This is a genomic window from Corallococcus sp. Z5C101001, from assembly GCF_007352635.1.
GTDB classification, from domain to species: Bacteria; Myxococcota; Myxococcia; order Myxococcales; family Myxococcaceae; genus Corallococcus; species Corallococcus silvisoli.
On sequence record NZ_VKLU01000004.1, the window covers coordinates 1 to 17,937 of the forward strand.

The 17,937-nt window shown below is 70.0% G+C and carries 13 protein-coding genes; 1 reads left to right on the forward strand and 12 read right to left on the reverse strand.

The window, feature by feature from the left end; translation table 11 throughout:
* The 3 genes from FOF48_RS37505 to FOF48_RS08590 all read right to left on the reverse strand — a co-directional run.
* Positions 1–2,366 (reverse strand): Ig-like domain-containing protein (locus tag FOF48_RS37505; RefSeq protein WP_304503204.1); only part of this gene is annotated, 2,366 nt, incomplete at its 3' end.
* 342 nt (positions 2,367–2,708) lie between these two features.
* Positions 2,709–3,944, reverse strand: coding sequence for a cell division protein FtsA (ftsA, locus tag FOF48_RS08585; RefSeq protein ID WP_014398878.1), 1,236 nt, complete (start codon positions 3,942–3,944; stop codon positions 2,709–2,711).
* Between the two features lie 41 nt (positions 3,945–3,985).
* The gene (locus FOF48_RS08590; RefSeq protein ID WP_143899837.1) at positions 3,986–4,843 is read right to left on the reverse strand and encodes a cell division protein FtsQ/DivIB; all 858 of its coding nucleotides are present in this window, start codon (positions 4,841–4,843) and stop codon (positions 3,986–3,988) included.
* A gap of 802 nt (positions 4,844–5,645) precedes the next feature.
* On the opposite strand from FOF48_RS08590, the gene FOF48_RS37510 reads away from it, so the two are divergent.
* Positions 5,646–6,593, forward strand: coding sequence for a hypothetical protein (locus tag FOF48_RS37510; protein ID WP_186001836.1), 948 nt, complete (start codon positions 5,646–5,648; stop codon positions 6,591–6,593).
* Between the two features lie 132 nt (positions 6,594–6,725).
* On the opposite strand, the gene FOF48_RS08600 is transcribed toward FOF48_RS37510, so the two are convergent.
* Genes FOF48_RS08600 through FOF48_RS08640 form a run of 9 tightly spaced genes read right to left on the reverse strand, consistent with a single transcriptional unit; the run spans position 6,726 to position 17,912 of the window.
* On the reverse strand, positions 6,726–7,682 hold the full coding sequence (locus FOF48_RS08600) for a D-alanine--D-alanine ligase (protein WP_143899839.1): 957 nt from the start codon (positions 7,680–7,682) through the stop codon (positions 6,726–6,728).
* Complete coding sequence (murB, locus tag FOF48_RS08605) at positions 7,679–8,611, reverse strand: UDP-N-acetylmuramate dehydrogenase (protein ID WP_143899841.1); 933 nt, start codon at positions 8,609–8,611, stop codon at positions 7,679–7,681. Before murB ends, FOF48_RS08600 begins: the two co-directional genes overlap by 4 nt.
* A 3-nt stretch (positions 8,612–8,614) precedes the next feature.
* Entirely contained in the window at positions 8,615–10,036 is a 1,422-nt protein-coding gene (gene murC, locus FOF48_RS08610; RefSeq protein ID WP_143899843.1) for a UDP-N-acetylmuramate--L-alanine ligase, read from the reverse strand.
* Complete coding sequence (murG, locus tag FOF48_RS08615; protein ID WP_143899846.1) at positions 10,033–11,184, reverse strand: undecaprenyldiphospho-muramoylpentapeptide beta-N-acetylglucosaminyltransferase; 1,152 nt, start codon at positions 11,182–11,184, stop codon at positions 10,033–10,035. Before murG ends, murC begins: the two co-directional genes overlap by 4 nt.
* Entirely contained in the window at positions 11,181–12,344 is a 1,164-nt protein-coding gene (gene ftsW / locus FOF48_RS08620; protein ID WP_143899848.1) for a putative lipid II flippase FtsW, read from the reverse strand. The genes murG and ftsW overlap by 4 nt, the downstream gene beginning before the upstream one ends.
* A gap of 5 nt (positions 12,345–12,349) precedes the next feature.
* Complete coding sequence (gene murD / locus FOF48_RS08625) at positions 12,350–13,720, reverse strand: UDP-N-acetylmuramoyl-L-alanine--D-glutamate ligase (RefSeq protein ID WP_143899850.1); 1,371 nt, start codon at positions 13,718–13,720, stop codon at positions 12,350–12,352.
* Positions 13,721–13,745: 25 nt separating this feature from the next.
* Complete coding sequence (gene mraY / locus FOF48_RS08630) at positions 13,746–14,924, reverse strand: phospho-N-acetylmuramoyl-pentapeptide-transferase (RefSeq protein WP_143899852.1); 1,179 nt, start codon at positions 14,922–14,924, stop codon at positions 13,746–13,748.
* Positions 14,924–16,324: a UDP-N-acetylmuramoyl-tripeptide--D-alanyl-D-alanine ligase gene (gene murF / locus FOF48_RS08635; RefSeq protein WP_143899854.1), complete on the reverse strand. Its 1,401-nt coding sequence runs from the start codon at positions 16,322–16,324 to the stop codon at positions 14,924–14,926. The genes mraY and murF overlap by 1 nt, the downstream gene beginning before the upstream one ends.
* A gap of 49 nt (positions 16,325–16,373) precedes the next feature.
* Complete coding sequence (locus FOF48_RS08640) at positions 16,374–17,912, reverse strand: UDP-N-acetylmuramoyl-L-alanyl-D-glutamate--2,6-diaminopimelate ligase (RefSeq protein WP_143899855.1); 1,539 nt, start codon at positions 17,910–17,912, stop codon at positions 16,374–16,376.
* Between the last annotated feature and the right edge of the window lie 25 nt (positions 17,913–17,937).

The following is a 17,937-nucleotide window of genomic DNA, read 5'->3' on the forward strand; positions in this document are numbered from 1 at the left end:
GTGCCCTGGAACGTCACCGTCACGCTCGTCGCGTTCGTCGCCGTGCCCGTCACCGTCACGTTCGGGTTCGTCACCGTGGCGCCGTTGGCCGGCGTGGTGATGGCCACCGTCGGCGTCGCGACAGCCACCGTGAAGGTGGTCGTCGCCGTGTTGCCCGTGTTGCCCGCGGCGTTCCGGGACACCGCCGTCACCGTGTAGTTGCCGTTGGCCAGCGGGCCGGGCAGCGCCTGGCTCCAGTTGCCAGAGGCATCCACCGTGATGGGACCGTAGTTCGTCCCCTGGAACGTCACCGTCACGCTCGTCGCGTTCGCCGTCGTTCCCGTCACCGTCACGTTCGGGTTCGTCACGGTCGAGCCATTGGCCGGCGTCGTGATGGCCACCGTCGGCCCGGCCACCGTGAAGGTGGAGGTCGCCGCGGCGCTGGTGTCACCCGCGGCGTTCCGAGACACCGCGGACAACGTGTAGGTGCCATTGGGCAGCGGGCTGGGGGCCAGGACCTGGCTCCAGGCGCCGCCCGTCACCGTGATGGGACCGTAGGTGGTGGTGCCATTGACAGTGAGCGTCACGGAGGTCGCGTTCGCGGCCGTGCCCGTCACCGTCACGTTGTTGGGGTTGGTCACCGTGGAGGCGTTGGCCGGAGCGGTGATGGCCACCGTCGGCGCCGCCACGATCGTGAAGGTGTTCGTGTTGCTCTTGGTGCTCGCCTGGCCGTTGGTCTCCGCGTACGCGTACACGGAGTGGGCCGCGACGGTGAGCTGCGCGGTGGGCGTGAAGGTCCAGTTGCCCGAGGCATCGGACGTCGTCCGGCCAATCTCCACGTTGTCCACGATGACGACGATGGTCGTGTTCGCCGGGCCCGTACCGGTGAAGGCGGGCGTCCGGTTGGACGTGGTCGAGCCGTTGGCCGGCGTGACGACGACCGGCGCCGCGGGCGTGGTCAGCGCGGACGTGAGCGTGTTGACGACGCCGACGTTGCCAGCCGCCGCCCCGTACGTCGCACCGTCATAGATTGAAGTCGCGAGCGCCTGCGTCCCCGGAAGGCCCCCGGAGGTCGCCGTGGCGGGCGTGGTCGTGCAGTTGAGGGTCGCGCCCTGGAGGAAGATGTTGCCGCCGCCGCCAGCGCCGCCCGTGCCGTGCTCATCAGCGCTGCTGCTACCGCCGTTGCCACCCTTCGCGGAGACGTTGCCGGTGTTGCAGCTCAGCCCGCCATTGAACCGCAGCGACAGCGTGCCACCCGCACCACCGCCACCCGCCGCGTCGTTCTGGGAGTTCACACCCGCTGAACCGTCCGCGCTGATGCGACCCGCACCCGCCAGCGAACCGCCACGGATGAACACGATGCCGCCCGCGTTGCCGCCGCCGCCGCCCACGCCGTCGTTGCCGTGCCCCGAACCGCCGCCACCGCCAAAGAGCACGCGCGTCGTCGGGAGGAAGTTCATCTTCGCGCCACCGAGGCCACCCACCGGGCGCGCCGGGGCGGTGTCACCCGTCCACGTCCGGCCTCCGATGCCACCCTGTCCGCCGTTGCCACCACCGCCGCCGCCGGAGTTGTGGCAGATGCCGCCGCCGCCCGCGTTGAGGATGTTGCCGCGGCCCGCCGTGCCCGCAGGCACCGGGAAGGTCGGCGAGAGCTTGAAGCGGCCCGGCACGACTCCCTCGCCCTTGATGGCGCCGCCCGGCCACGCCTGGTCGAGTTGCGTGCAGTTGTCACCGTCCCCGTTGAAGTACCCACCACCGCGGAAGCCCGCGCCATTGGCGGAGATGGTTCCGTTGTTGGTGACCGCGCCCTGCGCCAGGAACACCACGAGGCCACCCAGGTTGTCCGTCTCGTCGGCATCGTTGGACCAACCCTTCGCCGTGATGCTGCCGCCCGCATCGACCGTCACCGTCGTGTACTCAGGAACCCGGATGGCCTGCGCCGAGGTGCGACTGGCCAACGTGCCACCCGTGAATGCCACCGTGAGGGGCGAACCGAAGGTGAGCCGGGTGGCCGTCAGCGCCGTCACGCGCGCGAACTGCCAGCGGCCCACCGGGTCCGACGAGAAGTCGAACGGCCCCTGGTTGCCGGAGGTCACCGTCCCTGTGTAGCCAGTGGACTGGAACACCATCACCAGGTCACCGACGGCGAAGCCCGTCGTGTCACCCACCGTCACGAACGACGAGCCCGCGGCCGCGTTCGCGGTCAGCCGCGCGTACGTGTTGATGGTGACCGCGTTGCCCGCGGCGACCGTCAGCGCGCCGTTGTGGCCATTTCCCAGGCCGAAGGTGTCGGGTTCCGCGGACGCGGGGGGCGCCATCAGCACGGCGCACAGCAAGGCCAGGAGGCCCGCGGCGGAGCGGCGAACTCCCGGCAGGCGCGTCAGCAACCGCGTAGTTTTTTGTGGAGTCATAAGGTCAGAGGCCCACCGGGAACGGCGGGATGCGTTCTGGGGGCCACAGCCCCCTAGCAAGCCGGGCGCCATCCTCTGTCGGATTTCCATTCCCACCAAATTCAGGCACTTGCGCCGCTCGCTCGCCGTGCCTACGGCCGACGTCCGGAAGGTGGATCCAAATTCCAGAAACTGGACCATTCCGGCGTCCCCCGCTGACGCGTCATCGTCCCTACCTGACGCGTCAGGTCCGCCCCCGGACACGGACACCGGCCCCAGAAACGCGAAAGGGCCCCCCGAAGGGAGCCCCGACTCAGCGCGTCACCGCACCGGATCCGCCTAGAAGATCTCTTCCAGCCACTCGCGCATCCGGCCCTTCACCTTCTTGTAGACGTTGCCGTCCTCGCGGATGCGGAACATGCGCCGGTCCATGTGCTTGGCGCCGTAGACCACCAGGCCCACGCCCGTGGCGTACATGGGGCTCTTCACCACGTCCACCAGGCCGCCAATGCCGCGCGGCATGCCCCGGCGCACCGGCAGACCCAGCACCTCTTCCGCCAGCTCCGGCATGCCCGCCAGCAGCGTCGAGCCGCCGGTGATGACGATGCCCGAGGCGAGCAGATCCTCGTAGCCGCACTTCTGGATTTCACGGTGCACGAGCTGGAAGATCTCCTCCACGCGCGGCTCCAGGATCTCCGAGAGGATCTGCCGGCCCAGGACGCGCGGCTGACGGCCGCCCACGCTGGGCACCTCGATCGTCTCGTCCTTGTTGATCATCGACGCGAGCGCGCAGCCGTACTTCTGCTTGATGCGCTCGGCTTCGTGCGCGGGGGTGCGCAGGCCAATGGCGATGTCGCTCGTCAGGTTGTTGCCGCCCAGGGCAATCACCGCCGTGTGGACGATGGAACCGCCGGAGAAGATGGCGATGTCCGTGGTGCCGCCGCCGATGTCGACGAGGCACACGCCCAGCTCCTTCTCGTCCTCGCTCAGCACCGCTTCGGCCGAAGCCAGCGGCTGGAGCACGATGTCGGAGACGTTCAGGCCCGTGCGGTTGGCGCACTTGACGATGTTCTGCGCGCTGGAGACGGCGCCCGTGACGATGTGCACCTTGGCCTCCAGGCGCACGCCGGCCATGCCCAGGGGCTCCTTGATGCCGCCCTGGTCGTCGATGATGAACTCCTGGGGCAGGACGTGGATGACCTCCCGGTCCAGGGGGATGGCCACCGCCTTCGCCGCGTCGATGACGCGCGCGATGTCCGCGTCGCGGACCTCCTTGTCCTTCACCGCGACGATGCCCTGGGAGTTGAAGCCCTTGATGTGGCCACCGGCGATCCCCGTGTAGACGTGGGAGATCTCCGCCCCGGCCATCAATTCGGCTTCCTCCACGGCGCGCCGGATGGACGACACCGTGGCCTCGATGTTGACCACGACGCCCTTGCGCAATCCCTTCGACGGATGCGTGCCGATACCGATGATGTCGATACCGCTATCGGTCAGCTCGCCGACGATGGCGCAGATCTTCGTCGTGCCGATGTCGAGGCCGACGATGATCTCCCCCGACTTCTGCTTCGCCATGACTCCTCCCAGGCTCCCTCACTTTCGTGAAGGAAGCATCCTCACTGCGTCGAGTCCCCGCTCCTCTCGGAGTCGGACCCACTCGAAAGCCTCACCGCCACCCAACCCGGTCGGGCACGGTTATCCAGGCGAATGATCGCGGCTGCAAGCCCTCTCGTGCTGAGCTCGCGACGAACGCGCGCCAGCCGCTGGAGCTTGACTTCCGTATCGCCCGCGCCAAGGCGCACCTCCTGCCCCGTCGCCGTCACCAGCGCAAGTCCGCTGTTCTCCAGGCGAACCTCGGACAGCCGCTCGGATCGCCCGGGCGACAGCCGCGCATAAGCTCGGGTTACATCCAGTGCCTCGCGAAACTTCGCGCGCACCGAGTCCGCGTCCGCCACGTACGCGTCGCGCTCCACGCCGGTGACGAGCGGCAGGTCCAGCCCGTCCCCCGGGGTGACGCGCTTGAAGGGCTCGCCCTCCTCGTCCAGCACGTACAGGTCGCCCAGCACCGCCAGCGCCGCGGGTGCGTGCTCCGACACCTCCACGGACACTCCGCGCGGAAACCGCCGCGTCACCTCCACCTTGCGCACCCAGGGGTGCTGCCCCATGGACCGCGCCAGCGCCGCCGGGTCCAGCGTCCACAGGTTCTGCCCCGCCGTCAGCCCCGACAGCTTCAAGAGCTCCGGGCGCGAGGCCCGCTCCAACCCGGAGAAGGACACCGACTCCAGCGCGAAGCGAGGCGACACCACTGCCCAGGCCCGCAGCTCGCTGCCGCCCCAGATGAGCCCCGCCGTCGCCACCGCCAACCCCAACGCCTTCACCACCATCGCCCCGTGCGAACGGACGGCGCCCTTCACCGCGTCGTTGCGCGGTGCGGCGTCCAGGCGGCGGCGGTTCTTGGTTTTTCCAAAGGCCATGAGTCGGGAGGCGCATGCTGCGTGCGGACTTCGAACCACGCCAGTTTTTGGCTACAGGCACGTCGCTGTAGCGAACCCGGCCCGCTCATCGGGTGCGGGGCTTCTCGCTTCGCAGAGGGCTCGTGAAGGGTGCGGCGGACACTCGTACTCGCCCCCCTTGAACTTCCAGGGGACCGCCCTCGCGGTGCTGACGAGGGCGCTCTCGACGCTCACACCCGCGGGCCCGACCAGGCCCCGTTCTTCGCTGCCACTCGGGCTCTTCACGCGCGTCATCTCGGGTCTGGAGAGAGGCTGGGGTATTTACCACCCCCGGATTGGATGTTGGGCCATCTCTTCCTGAATGGGCAGGGTTCTCTGACTTGTGCCCTCAAGAGTTGCTGCTTTTCCACGCCTCCATGGGCGACGAACGCCTACGGCCTGAGTCACCGTCGGCTGGAGATTCCGCACGCCCCTGCGAGGCCTTGGAGTGGATGCCGTAGAAAGACGGCGGTCACGCCAGTTCTTGCGGATTAAACGCGCGTGACCGCTTCCGCGGGCCGCTTCGCGAGGAGGCCTGGGCTTCCATGGAAGTGGGAACGTCTGAATGAGGATGCGGGTATTTCACGCAGGAGGCCCACCGCATGCGGGCGGTGCGAGGCGTGCGTTTGGACTCCCGCGACCGGACATGCACCGCGCGGGAGCGCTTCGGCAGGTGGCCGGACGGCACGGTGTGACGGGCGTCGCCAGAGGAACGAGCCTCGTTCATGACGCAGGGTGTCGGTTCGGCTCGCATCCGCGCAACGAACCCGTGACAATCCGCGGCATGAACCTGCAACGCTCGATTCTCTCCCTACTGGTTATCTCTCTCACCACTGTTTCCGCATTCTCCGGCTGTGGCTCCGACACCGACGATCCGACACCGGACGCGGGCCTGGACGCAGGCACCAAGGCGGATGCAGGCACCCATCTGGACGCGGGCACCGAGCCCGACTCTGGCACCGGGTCCGACGGAGGGACCGAGAACGACGCAGGCACCGAGCCCGACGCGGGCACCACGCCCGACTCCGGCACCGGGTCCGACGCGGGAACCACGCCCGACTCTGGCACCGAATCCGACGCGGGCACTGAGTCCGACGCGGGCACCACACCCGACGCTGGTACCGAGTCCGACGCTGGTACCGAATCCGACGCGGGCACCACGCCCGACGCTGGTACCGAATCCGACGCGGGCACCACGCCCGACGCGGGCACCGGGACCGAACCGTTCACCGTCTGCGAGGGTACCTGCAAGGAGACGGCGGCCACGATCCGACTGGATGGCACGTCGCGAACCTTGACCAACGCCTACTTCGGTTATGACGAGCCCGCGAAGCCCGGGGACCCGTGGGAGCTGTGGATCGAGCTCAACAACGGCGCGCCGGGTGAGTGCCCGTCCGAGGTCTCGGACCTCCCGCCTCAGCTCGTCAACGTCTACTCGGTGAAGGTGCCGGTGGACGCGACGCCGCAGACAGGCTCCGCGGCGGGCGAGCCGGCCGCGACGCTGGTCGACTTCGAGGGCGTGCTGCTCCCCTCGGTGCCCTTCATCCACAGCACGAGCCTCACCTTCACCCCGGTGGCGGCCTCGCTCTGCCCCACCTGCGCCAAGGCGGGCGCCCCTCCCGCCTCGCACTTCGTGGCCTTCGACGTGAACGGCACCTACGAGAACGGCGCCCTCACCGGTCACGGGTACGCCACCTACTGCCCCTCGCTCGACACCTTCCGGAGCCCGTGACCCTGGGCCCGGCTCGCTTGACGGTGAGCCGGGCCTCCCCGGGCAGGTGAAGGGGCCTGGGCCTCCCGACCATCCCGTCGCCGCGCCATCCGCGCGTCACCGCGAGTGCGCGAAGCGCCGGTGCGGCGAGGCTCAGGCCTTGAGCGAAGCGCCCTGCAACAGCCGCTCGCAGAGGGCCGGGAAGTCGATGCCCCGCCCCGCCGCGATCTTCGGCAACAGGCTGGAAGCCGTCATGCCGGGCAGCGTGTTGATCTCCAGCAGGAACACGTCGCCCGCGTCCGTGACGATGACGTCCGAGCGCGACCCGCCCGCGCACCCCAGGGCCTGGTGCGCGGCGAGGGAGACGGCGTTGACGCGCGCGTACAGGTCCGGCGGCAGCGGCGCGGGGAAGAGGTACTGGGTGCCGCTGCCCGCCTTGTACTTCGCTTCGTAGTCGTAGAACTCGCGAGCGGCCTTGACCTCGATGACGCCCAGGGCCTCGTTGTCCAGCACGCCGCCCTGGACCTCGCGGCCCTTGATGAACTGCTCCACCAGGAGCGTGCCCGCGTACCGCGCCGCGTCCTCGACCGCGGCGGTGTAGTCCCCGCGCGTCTTGCAGATGTGCACGCCCACGCTGCTGCCCTCGCGGCTGGGCTTCACCACCACCGGGAAGGGGAACGGCAGCCGGTCCGCCTCCGCGAGCGCGGCCTCCGCCGTGGCGAAGGCGCGGTAGGGCGGCGTGGGGATGCCGCGCGCGACGAAGATCTCCTTCGCGTACACCTTGTCCATGCCCACCGCGGAGGCCATCACGCCGCTGCCGGTGTAGGGGATGAACATGGCCTCCAGCAGGCCCTGGATGCAGCCGTCCTCACCGAAGCGGCCGTGCAGCGCGAGCCACGCCACGTCCACCTTCTCCGCGATGAGGCGCGCGGGCAGGTCCTTGCCCACGTCGATGTCCACCACGTCGTAGCCCAGGCCCCGGAGCGCGCCCGCCACCGCGGCGCCGGTGCGCAGGGAGACCTCGCGCTCGCTGGAGAGGCCGCCGTACAGCACGCCCACGCGCTTGGCCTTCAACTCGGCCGGGGTGAAGCCTCGGGGACCGATGCTCATGGAAGGAAGACTCCGATGCTCTTGACTTCGGGGTGCATGGCGACGCCCGTGGCCTCCAGCACCCGCGTCTGCATCAGGGTGATGAGGCCCTTCACGTCGCGGGCGGCGGCGCCGCCCAGGTTGACGATCCAATTGGCGTGCAGGGTGGACACCTGCGCGCGTCCCAGCGTGTGCCCCTTCAGGCCGACGAGTTCAATCAGCCGCCCGGCGTGGTCGCCCGGCGGGTTGGTGAACACGCTGCCGAAGTTGGGCTGGCTCAAGGGCTGCGTGCGCTTGCGGTAGCCCAGGTCCGCGTCCATGGTCGCCTTGCTGGCCACGACATCGCCCTTGGGCAGGTGGAAGCGCACGCGGGTGACGATCCCTCCGGGGGGCAGCGTGGCATGGCGGTAGGCGTACGGGACCTGCGCCTTCGTCAACCACCCCACGCCGTCCGCGGTGGCGACCTCGAGGGCCTCCACCACGCGGAAGCACTCGCCGTTCTTGGTGCCCGCGTTCATGGTGACGGCGCCGCCCAGGGTGCCGGGGATGCCCGCGAGGAACTCCGCGCCCACCAGGCCCTGGGCCCGCATCACGTTCACCAGGCGGGCGATGGCCGCGCCGGTGCCCAGCGTCACCCGCCCGTCGTCCGCGCCCACGTCCAGCGCCTCCGGAAACAAGTCCGAGGGCAGCTTCACGGTGAGCCCCGGCACGCCGCCGTCGCCCACCAGCGTGTTGGCGCCGCCGCCCAGCACCGTCACGGGCACGCCCTCGTCGCGGGCGAAGCGCAGCAGGTCCACCAGCGCGTCCGGCGAGCGCGGACGCACCAGGGCCTCCGCCGGACCTCCCACGCGCACGCTGATGAGTGGCGCCAGGGGCTCCCCCGGCTTGACGTCCAGGCCCGGCATGCGCGCCACGCGCGCCGCGAGCAGAGTGACAGCGCCCGCCTCCATCCCCTACCCGCCCTTCGCCGCGCCCATCAGGTTCAAGAGGTCCGGGCCCACCTGGGTGATGTCGCCCGCGCCCAGCGTCAGCACCAGGTCGCCCTCGCGCACGCGCTCCTGGAGCGCCTTCGCCACGTCCGCGCGCTTCTCGATGAACGTCACGTCGCGGTGGCCGTGCGCACGGATGGCCTCCGCCAGCGCGTCGCCGGTGGCGCCGGGGATGGGCTCCTCGCCCGCCGCGTAGACGCTGGTGACGAAGAGCACGTCCGCGTCGTTGAACGCGGTGGCGAACTCCTTCATCAGGTCGTGCGTGCGCGTGTAACGGTGCGGCTGGAAGGCGGCCACCACGCGGCGGCCGAAGGCGCGGCGCGCGCCCGACAGCGTGGCCATCACCTCCGTGGGGTGGTGCCCGTAGTCATCCACCACGGTGATGCCGCCCACCTCGCCGCGCACGGTGAAGCGGCGCTGCACGCCGCCGAACTCCGCCAGCGCGGAGCGCACCGTCTCCAGCGGGATGTCCATCTCCTCCGCGATGGCCACCACCGCCAGCGCGTTGAAGGCGTTGTGCGCGCCCACCATCCGGACGCGGAACTCGCCCAGGTCCTCCTCGCGGCGGAAGGCGCGGAAGGTGGTGGTGAAGCCATCCAGCGAGATGCCCTCCAGCCGGTAGTCCGCCATGTGCGAGCTGCCGTAGGTGACGAAGCGCTTCTCGATGCGCGGCAGCAGCGCCTGGACGTTGGGGTTGTCCAGGCACAGCACGTTGAGGCCGTAGAAGGGGACGCGGTTGCAGAACTCCACGAAGGCGGACTGGAGCGTCTCCAGGTCGCCATAGTGGTCCATGTGCTCCGGGTCGATGTTGGTCACGACCGCGATGGACGGGTGCAGCTTGAGGAAGCTGCCGTCGGACTCGTCCGCCTCCACCACCATCAGCTCGCTCTTGCCCAGCTTGGCGTTGGAGTCGAGCACGTTCACCTTGCCGCCCACCACCGCCGTGGGGTCCAGGCCCGCCGCCGACAGCACCGTGGCCACCATGGACGTGGTCGTCGTCTTGCCGTGGCTGCCCGCGACGGCGACCGCGTACTTCAGGCGCATCAACTCCGCGAGCATCTCCGCGCGCGGGATGACCGGAATCTTGCGCTGGCGCGCCGTCACCACCTCCGGGTTGTCCTTGCGCACCGCGGAGGAGATGACCACCACGTCCGCGTGCACCAGGTTGGACGCGCGGTGGCCTTCGTAGAGCGTGGCGCCCAGCTTCGCGAGCCTGCGGGTGATGTCGCTCTCGCGCAGGTCGGAGCCGGACACGCGGTAGCCCAGGTTGAGCAGCACCTCCGCGATGCCGCTCATGCCGATGCCGCCCACGCCCACGAAGTGCACGTGCGCCGCGTGGCGCGTCTTGAAGAGGCTGCCGGGCTTGTGGGTGAGGGACTTGTTCATGCCTTGCTCCCGGGTGCCTTCTTCACGTCCTTCGGTCCGCGGTCGCGACCGCCCGGGCCCCAGGCCTGGGTGGTCAGGTCCACGCACACGTCCGCCAGCTCCTTCGCCGCGGCGGGGCGGCCCAGGATGCCCGCCTTCTTCGCCATCTGCTTGAGCTTCGCCGGGTCCGTCATCAGCCCGCGCAGCGTCTCCGCCAGCTTCTGCCCGGTGAGCTCCGACTCGCGGAACATCACCGCCGCGCCCGCGTCCACCAGCGCGCGGGCATTCACTTCCTGGTGGTTGTCCGTCGCGTGCGGGAAGGGCACCAGGATGCTGGGCTTCTTGCACACCGTCAGCTCCGCCAACGACGTGGCGCCCGCGCGGCAGATGACCAGGTCCGCCTTCGCGTACGCGGAGGACATGTCGTCGATGAACTCCACCACCGTGGCCACGTCCGCGAAGCCCTTGTCCGCGTAGCCCTTCCGCACCGTCTCCAGGTCCAGCTTCCCCGTCTGGTGGACGATGGAGATCTGCTCCTTCACATCCCCCAGCGCGTCCAGCGCGTCCAGCACGCGGGTGTTGACGCCGCGCGCGCCCAGGCTGCCGCCAAAGACGAGGACGGAGAACTTCTCGTGCGCGGCGCTGCTGCGCAGGTAGTTGTCCATCAGCTTCTTGCGGATGGGGTTGCCAATCATCTGCACCTTGGCCTCCGGGAAGTGATTGCGCGCTTCCTCGAAGGAGGTGAAGACGACCTTCACGATGCGGCCCAGGATCTTGTTGGTGAGGCCGGGCAGCGCGTTCTGCTCCTGGATGGCGGTGGGGATGCCCATCAGCCACGCGGCCAGCACCACCGGCCCGCTCGCGTAACCGCCCACGCCCACCACCACGTCCGGCTTCTGGCGCGACAGGATGCGGAACGACGCCAGGAACGCCAGCGGCAGCGCGATGAGGCCCTTGAGGAGCCCGACCACGCCCTTGCCCTTGAGCCCCTGCACCTTCACGAACTCCAGCGGGTAGCCCTCCTTGGGCACCACGCGGGCCTCCAGCCCCCGCTCCGTGCCCACGAAGACGACCTCGTTGTTCGGGTGGCGCGTGACGACCTCTTCGGCCAGCGCGATGCCCGGAAACAAGTGGCCGCCCGTGCCGCCGCCCGCGATGAGGACCTTCACGCCGCCACCTCGCGCAGGTCGGAGGAGCCCGCGCGCACCGGCCGCGACGCGCCCTGGGTGTTCGCGCTCAACGAGAGCAACACCCCCGCGGACCCCATCAGCACCACCAGCGACGTGCCGCCGTACGACACGAACGGCAGCGTCAGGCCCTTCGTGGGCAGCAGGCCCATGGCCACGCACATGTTCACCGTGGCCTGGAACGCGATGATGGAGCTGATGCCCAGGCCCAGGTACGTGCCGAACGTCTCCCCCGCCGCGAGGCTGGCGCGGATGCCGCGCCAGAGCACGACGCCGTACAGCGCGACGAGCAGGCCCACGCCGATGAGGCCCAGCTCCTCCCCCAGGATGGAGAAGATGAAGTCCGTGTGCGCCTCCGGGAGGAAGAACAGCTTCTGCCGGCCGTCCCCCAGCCCCAGGCCGGTGATGCCGCCCGAGCCGATGGACATGAGCGACTCCGCCACCTGGTAGCCCACGTCGTGCCGGTGGGCCCACGGGTCCAGGAACGCCAGGATGCGCTTCATGCGGTAGGGGCTGGTCGCGATGGCGACGAACGCCAGCGGCAGCGCGAGCAGCACGGAGCCCACCAGGTACGAGAGCTTCGTCCCCGCCGCGAACAGCAGCACGAAGAGCATGAACACCAGCAGCACGCTGCTGCCGAAGTCCGGCTGGAGCATGCACAGCAGCACCAGGATGCCGCACAGGGCCAGGTGCGGCAGGAACCCGATGGAGAACGTGGCCACCTTCTCCCGCTTCTTCGCGAGCGAATAGGACAGGTAGACGAGCCACGCGAACTTGGCGATCTCCGCGGGCTGGAGGCTGAAGCCCGGCAGGCGGATCCACCGCCGCGCGCCGCCCGCCGTGGTGCCGATGCCCGGGATGGCCACCGCGACCAGCAGCACGATGGCGACGAGCAGGAGCGGGTACGCCAGCCGCGCCAGCTTCCGCCACCCCAGCTTCATCGCCACCGCCATGGCCACCAGGCCCAGGCCCGCGGCGGACAGCTGGCGCTTGAGGAAATAGAGGCTGTCCCCCAGCTTGTCCTGCGCCAGCACCGCGCTGGCCGAGTACGTCATCACGAGGCCCAGCGACACCAGCGCCAGCACCGCGCACAGCAGGATGGGGTCGAACCGCACGGGGGCGGCCGGAGCAGAGGTCTTCATCACGGTCAGAGCGCCCCGACGAGGCGCTTGAACGTGTCGCCCCGGTCCTCGAAGTTCTTGAACTGGTCGTACGACGCGCACGCCGGGGACAGCAGCACCGTGTCCCCCGCCTCCGCCAGCTGGCGCGCCTTCGCCACCGCCGCGTCCAGCGCGCCGCACGCGTGCACCGGCGCGTCGTTCGCGTACGCCCGCGCCAGCGTGTCCGCGTCCTGGCCAATGGTGAGCACGCCCTTCACCTTCCCCCGCCCCGCCTCCACCATGGGCGCGTACGGCGCGCCCTTGCCCTTGCCGCCCGCGATGAGCCACACGCCGCCCGCGAACGCCTTGAGCGCCACCAGCACGGAGTCCACGTTGGTGGCCTTGGAGTCGTTCACCCACTCCACGCCGTCCAGCACGCGCACGCTCTCCAGCCGGTGCGCCAGGCCCGGGTAGCTGTCCAGCCCCGCCTGCACCGCGTCCTTCGACACGCCGCCCAGCCGCGCCAGCAGCGCCGCCGCCATCGCGTTCTGCGCGTTGTGCGCGCCCCGGAGCGCGCGGTTGGTGAGCGTGTAGTCCTCGCCGGCGAACTCCAGCTGGAAGCCGCCGGGCCGGGACACCGCGAGCCCCGCCAGCCGGGGCATGCCCACCACCGGGTGGCCGGTGAGGCTGAAGCCGTACACGGGCACGCGCGCGGAAGCGGCCAACTCCATCACCGCCGCGTCGTCCGCGTTCACCACGGCGAAGTCGCTGGCGCCGCCCTGGTTCATGAAGATGCGCGCCTTGGCCGCGCCGTACTCGGCGGGGTTGGCGTAGCGGTCCAGGTGGTCCGGCGTGAGGTTGAGGATGGCCGCGCCGGTGGGCTTGAGCGTGTGGATGCCCTCCAGCTGGAAGCTGGACAGCTCCACCACCAGCGCGTCCCAGTCCCCGGGCACCATCGCGGCCTCCGCCAGCGGGCGGCCCAGGTTGCCGCCCACGAAGGTGCGCAGGCCGCCCTTCGCGTACAGCTCGCCGGTGAGCGCCGTGGTGGTGCTCTTGCCGTTGGTGCCGGTGATGCCCAGCAGGCGCGTGCCCTCCAGCATGCGCGCCGCGAGCTCAATCTCCCCCCAGATGGGGACCCCCGACGTGCGCGCGCTCTCCAGCTCCGGCAGCGACAGCGGCACGCCCGGGCTCACCACCACCAGGTCCTGGCGGGTGAGCAGCCCCGGGGGCGTGGCGCCCGTCACCAGCGTCACGCCCTTCGCGTGCAGCTCCTTCGCCACGTCGCCGAGCGCGTCCTCGGAGCGCGCGTCCAGCGCCGTCACCTTCGCCCCGTGCTGGACGAGCAGGCGCAGCGCCGCGACGCCACTCTTGGCCAGCCCGAACACCGCGACCTTCCGACCGGACAGCGACGTGCTCATGGGTGGGCCGACCTCTTCGAAGCGACTAGCGCAGTTTCAGCGACAGCAGGGCCACGCCACCACAGAGGATGGCGACAATCCAGAAACGCACGATGATCTTCGGCTCGGCCAAGCCCTTGAGCTCGAAGTGGTGGTGCACGGGCGCCATCTTGAACACGCGCTTGCCCGTCATCTTGTACGAGGCCACCTGGATCATCACGCTCAGCGCTTCGGCGAAGAAGATGCCGTGGATGATGGCAGAGACGACCTCGTTCTTCGAGAACACGGCCAGCCCGCCCAGCGCGCCGCCCAGGGCCAGCGAGCCGATGTCGCCCATGAACACGGACGCCGGGTAGGTGTTGAACCAGAGAAAGGAGATGCCCGCGCCCACGATGCTGGCGCAGAAGACGGCCAGCTCCGCGCCGCCCGGCACCTGGAGGATGCCCAGGTAGCGGTACAGCGGCGTGGCTGTGAGCCGGGTGACGCCGTTCACCGTCTCCGTGTCCGCGATGTGCAGCGTGGTGCCCGCCACGTAGCAGAGCACGCAGAACGTCACCGCCGAGACGATGGTGGGCACGATGGCCAGACCGTCCAGGCCGTCCGTGAGGTTCACCGCGTTGGACGTCCCCACGATGACCACCCACGCGAACACCACGTAGAACCAGCCCAGGTCCGGGTTGAACCAATGGGACGGCACGAACGGCAGCGTGAGCCGCGTGTCGATGAGCAGCTTGGGCCCGAAGGAGCCGTCCGGCAGGGTCCACGTGCACATCAGGCCGAAGACGGCGATGAGGAAGAAGGCCGTCTGCAGCAGCATCTTCTTGCGCCCGGCCAGGCCCTTGGAGTTGCGCTTGGACAGCTTGAGCCAGTCGTCCAGGAAGCCGATGAAGCCGTAGCCGAAGGTGAGGAGGATCATCACCCAGACGCCGCGGCTCTTCAGGTCCGCGAACAGGAGCGTGCCCGCCGCGATGCAGATGAGGATGAGCGCGCCGCCCATGGTGGGCGTGCCCTTCTTCTTCTGGTGCGAGTCCGGGGTGTCCTCGCGCACGTTGCTCTGCCCGTGCTGCTTCAGGCGCAGCCGCGCGATGAGGCGCGGGCCAATGACCATCCCCAGGAGCAGGGCGAAGACGCCCGCGGCGATGATGCGGAAGGTCGGGTAGCGCAGGAAGTTGAGGACGCGCCCGGCCTCGGTGTTCTGGATGAGCTCGTACAGAAGGTACAGCACTAGTGACTCCCTCCGGGGGGGGCCGCGCCCGTGAGGGCGGCCACCACGCGCTCCAGCCGCATGCCGCGACTGGCCTTCACCAACACCACGTCACCGGGGTGGAGCCGGGGCGTCAACCACGCCACCAGGGGCTCCACTTCGGTGAAGTGGGCGGCGGAATCTCCCATGGCCGCGCTCCCATGGCCGCCCGAGGACCGGGGACCGAAGAACGCGACCAGCGACGCGTGCGTCCGGACGAGCTCACCCAACCGGGCATGCTCCTCCGCCTCACCCGCGCCCAACTCCAACATGTCGCCCAGCACCGCCACCGCCCGGCCGCCCTCGGGCACCAGCGTGCCCAGCGTGACCAGCGCCGCCTCCATGGAAGCGGGGTTGGCGTTGTAGCAGTCGTCCACCACCGTGACGCCGTTGCGGCCGTCCAGGATGTTGAGCCTGCGCGCGTACGGCCGCGCGGACTCCAGGCCCTTCACGCACTCCTCGGGGGAGTAGCCCAGGGCCAGCGCCGTCGCGAACGCCGCCGTCGCGTTCTGCGCGTTGTGCGGCCCCACGAAGTGCAGGCGCACCGGCCAGTCCTTCTGGGCGTAGCGCACCGTGGCCACCATCCCGTCGCGCCCCAGCGTGTGCACCGCGGTGAGGCGCACGTCGGCGCCCTCCGCGCGGCCGAACGTGAGGTGCTTCGCCCCGCTGCGCGCGGCCTGATGCACGATGTGCGCGTCGTCGATGTTCACCACCGCGGTGGCCTGCGGGAGCATCTCGCGGAACAGCTCGCCCTCCGCCTCCGCCACGCCCTCCAGGCTGCCCAGGCCCTCCAGGTGCTCCGGCTGGACGACGGTGATGACCCCCGCGTCCGGCTGCACCTTGCGGGTGAGCCTCTCGATTTCGCCGGGCTGGTTCATCCCCACTTCGATGACGGCCGCCACGTGGGACGGCTCCAGCCGGAAGAGCGTGAGCGGGACGCCCACCTCGTTGTTGAAGTTACCCTCCGTCTTCAGCGCGGGGCCCCGCGTGGCCAGGATGGCGCCCACCATCTCCTTGGTGGTCGTCTTCCCGTTGGAGCCCCCCACCGCCGCCACCGGGATGTGGAAGCGGCGGCGGTGCAGCGCGCCCAGCCCGCCCAGCGCGGCCAGGGTGTCGTCGACCTCGAAGAGCGGGTAGCCCTGGGGAAGGGCGGGCAGCGCCCGGCCCCGCTTCACCACCGCCCCGGCGGCCCCCTGTCGCATGGCGCCGTCCACGAAGTCGTGGGCGTCGAAGCGCTCGCCCTGGAGCGCCACGAAGAGGCACCCCGGGGTGAGCGACCGCGTGTCGGTGCAGACGTCGGGAAACCCCGCGGGGACGGCGTCCCCGCGACGGGTCGCGCCGGTCGCCTGCACCACCTCGTCATCGGAGAATCGAGCGGCCATGAAGGGGGGAGCCGGAGGGAAGGAGGCCCGGGAGGCCCCCTTCTGGTTTTCAGCCCGGGATGCGGTTGGCCAGCGCCTTCGCGGCGACCTCGCGGTCGTCGAAGGCGAGCTTCTCCGTGCCCACCGTCTGGTAGGTCTCGTGGCCCTTGCCGGCGATGAGGACGACGTCGTCGTCCTTGGCCAGGTTGATGACCTGCTCGATGGCGGCGCGGCGGTCCGCGTCCACGAGGTAGCCCTTCTCCCCGCTCTTCGCCTTGCCCGCGGAGATGCGGCGCAGGCCGCCCTTCTCCAGGCCCGGCGTCACCTGGGAGATGATCTCCTCCGGGTCCTCCGTGCGCGGGTTGTCGCTGGTCACCATCACCAGGTCGGCGCCCTCCGCGGCCACGGTGCCCATCAGGGGGCGCTTGCCCTTGTCGCGGTCGCCGCCGCAGCCGAAGACGACGATGACGCGGCCCTTGGCCAGCGTGCGCGCCGCTTCGATGGAGCGCTTGAGCGCGTCATCCGTGTGCGCGTAGTCCACCAGCACCGCCGGCGCGGGACCGCCCCGGTGATTCTCCGCGCGGTCCATGCGGCCCGCGACCTGGGAGACCAGCTCGATGCCGCTCTTCACGTCGGAGCGGGAGATGCCCGCGCCCAGCGCGATGCCGGCCGCGAGCATGATGTTCTCCAGGTTGTGGGGCCCCAGCAGCTTGCTCTTCACCTTGATGTCGCCCGCGGGCGTCTTCAGGGTGGCCTCGATGCCCTTGAGCGAATACGTGGCGTCCGCGGCGGAGATCTCACCGGCGCCCAGGCGGCTGAACTTCCACGCCATGCGCTTCTGGCCGCGCAGCTCGTTGTAGACGCGGCTGGCGAAGGTGTCGTCGCCGTTGACCACCGCGGTGCCTGTGGCGGAGAGGTTCTCCACGAAGAGCTTGCGCTTCACCTGGAAGTACTCCTCCAGGTCCTTGTGGTAGTCCAGGTGGTCGCGCGACAGGTTGCTGAAGCCCACCGCCTTGAAGGTGAGCCCGTGCACGCGCTCCTGCGCGAGCGCGTGGCTGGACACCTCCATCACCACCGTCTCCACGCCCGCGTCCACCATCTCGCGGAAGATGCGGTGCAGCTCCAGCGGGTCCGGCGTGGTGTTGGCCAGCTCCGTCGTCTTGCCGCCGAACTTGTAGCCCAGCGTGCCGATGACGCCCGGCGGGTTGGCGCCGGTGTACATGGCGGCCGTCGCGAGGATGGCCTCCAGGAGGTACGTCGTCGTCGTCTTCCCATTGGTGCCCGTGACGCCCAGGAGCGTCAGCTTGTCGGCGGGGCGGCCATGGAAGTTCGCCGCGATGAGGGCCAGCGCCTTGCGAGCGCTGCTCACCTTGAAGAACGGCACCTGCGAGGACTGCCCCTGCTTCTCCGACACCACGGCCACGGCACCGCGCGACACGGCTTCGCCAATGAACTGGGCCCCGTCTTCCTTCAGGCCCGGAACGGCGATGAAGAGATCCCCCGGCTTCACGCGCCGCGAATCCTGCGTCACTCCCGTGACGTCGACCGCGGAACGGCCGCCCGAGGTCTGCTCGGCTCCACACCCTGCGAGGACATCCGTCAGCTTCATCTCTTCCCCTTCACACGCATTGCTG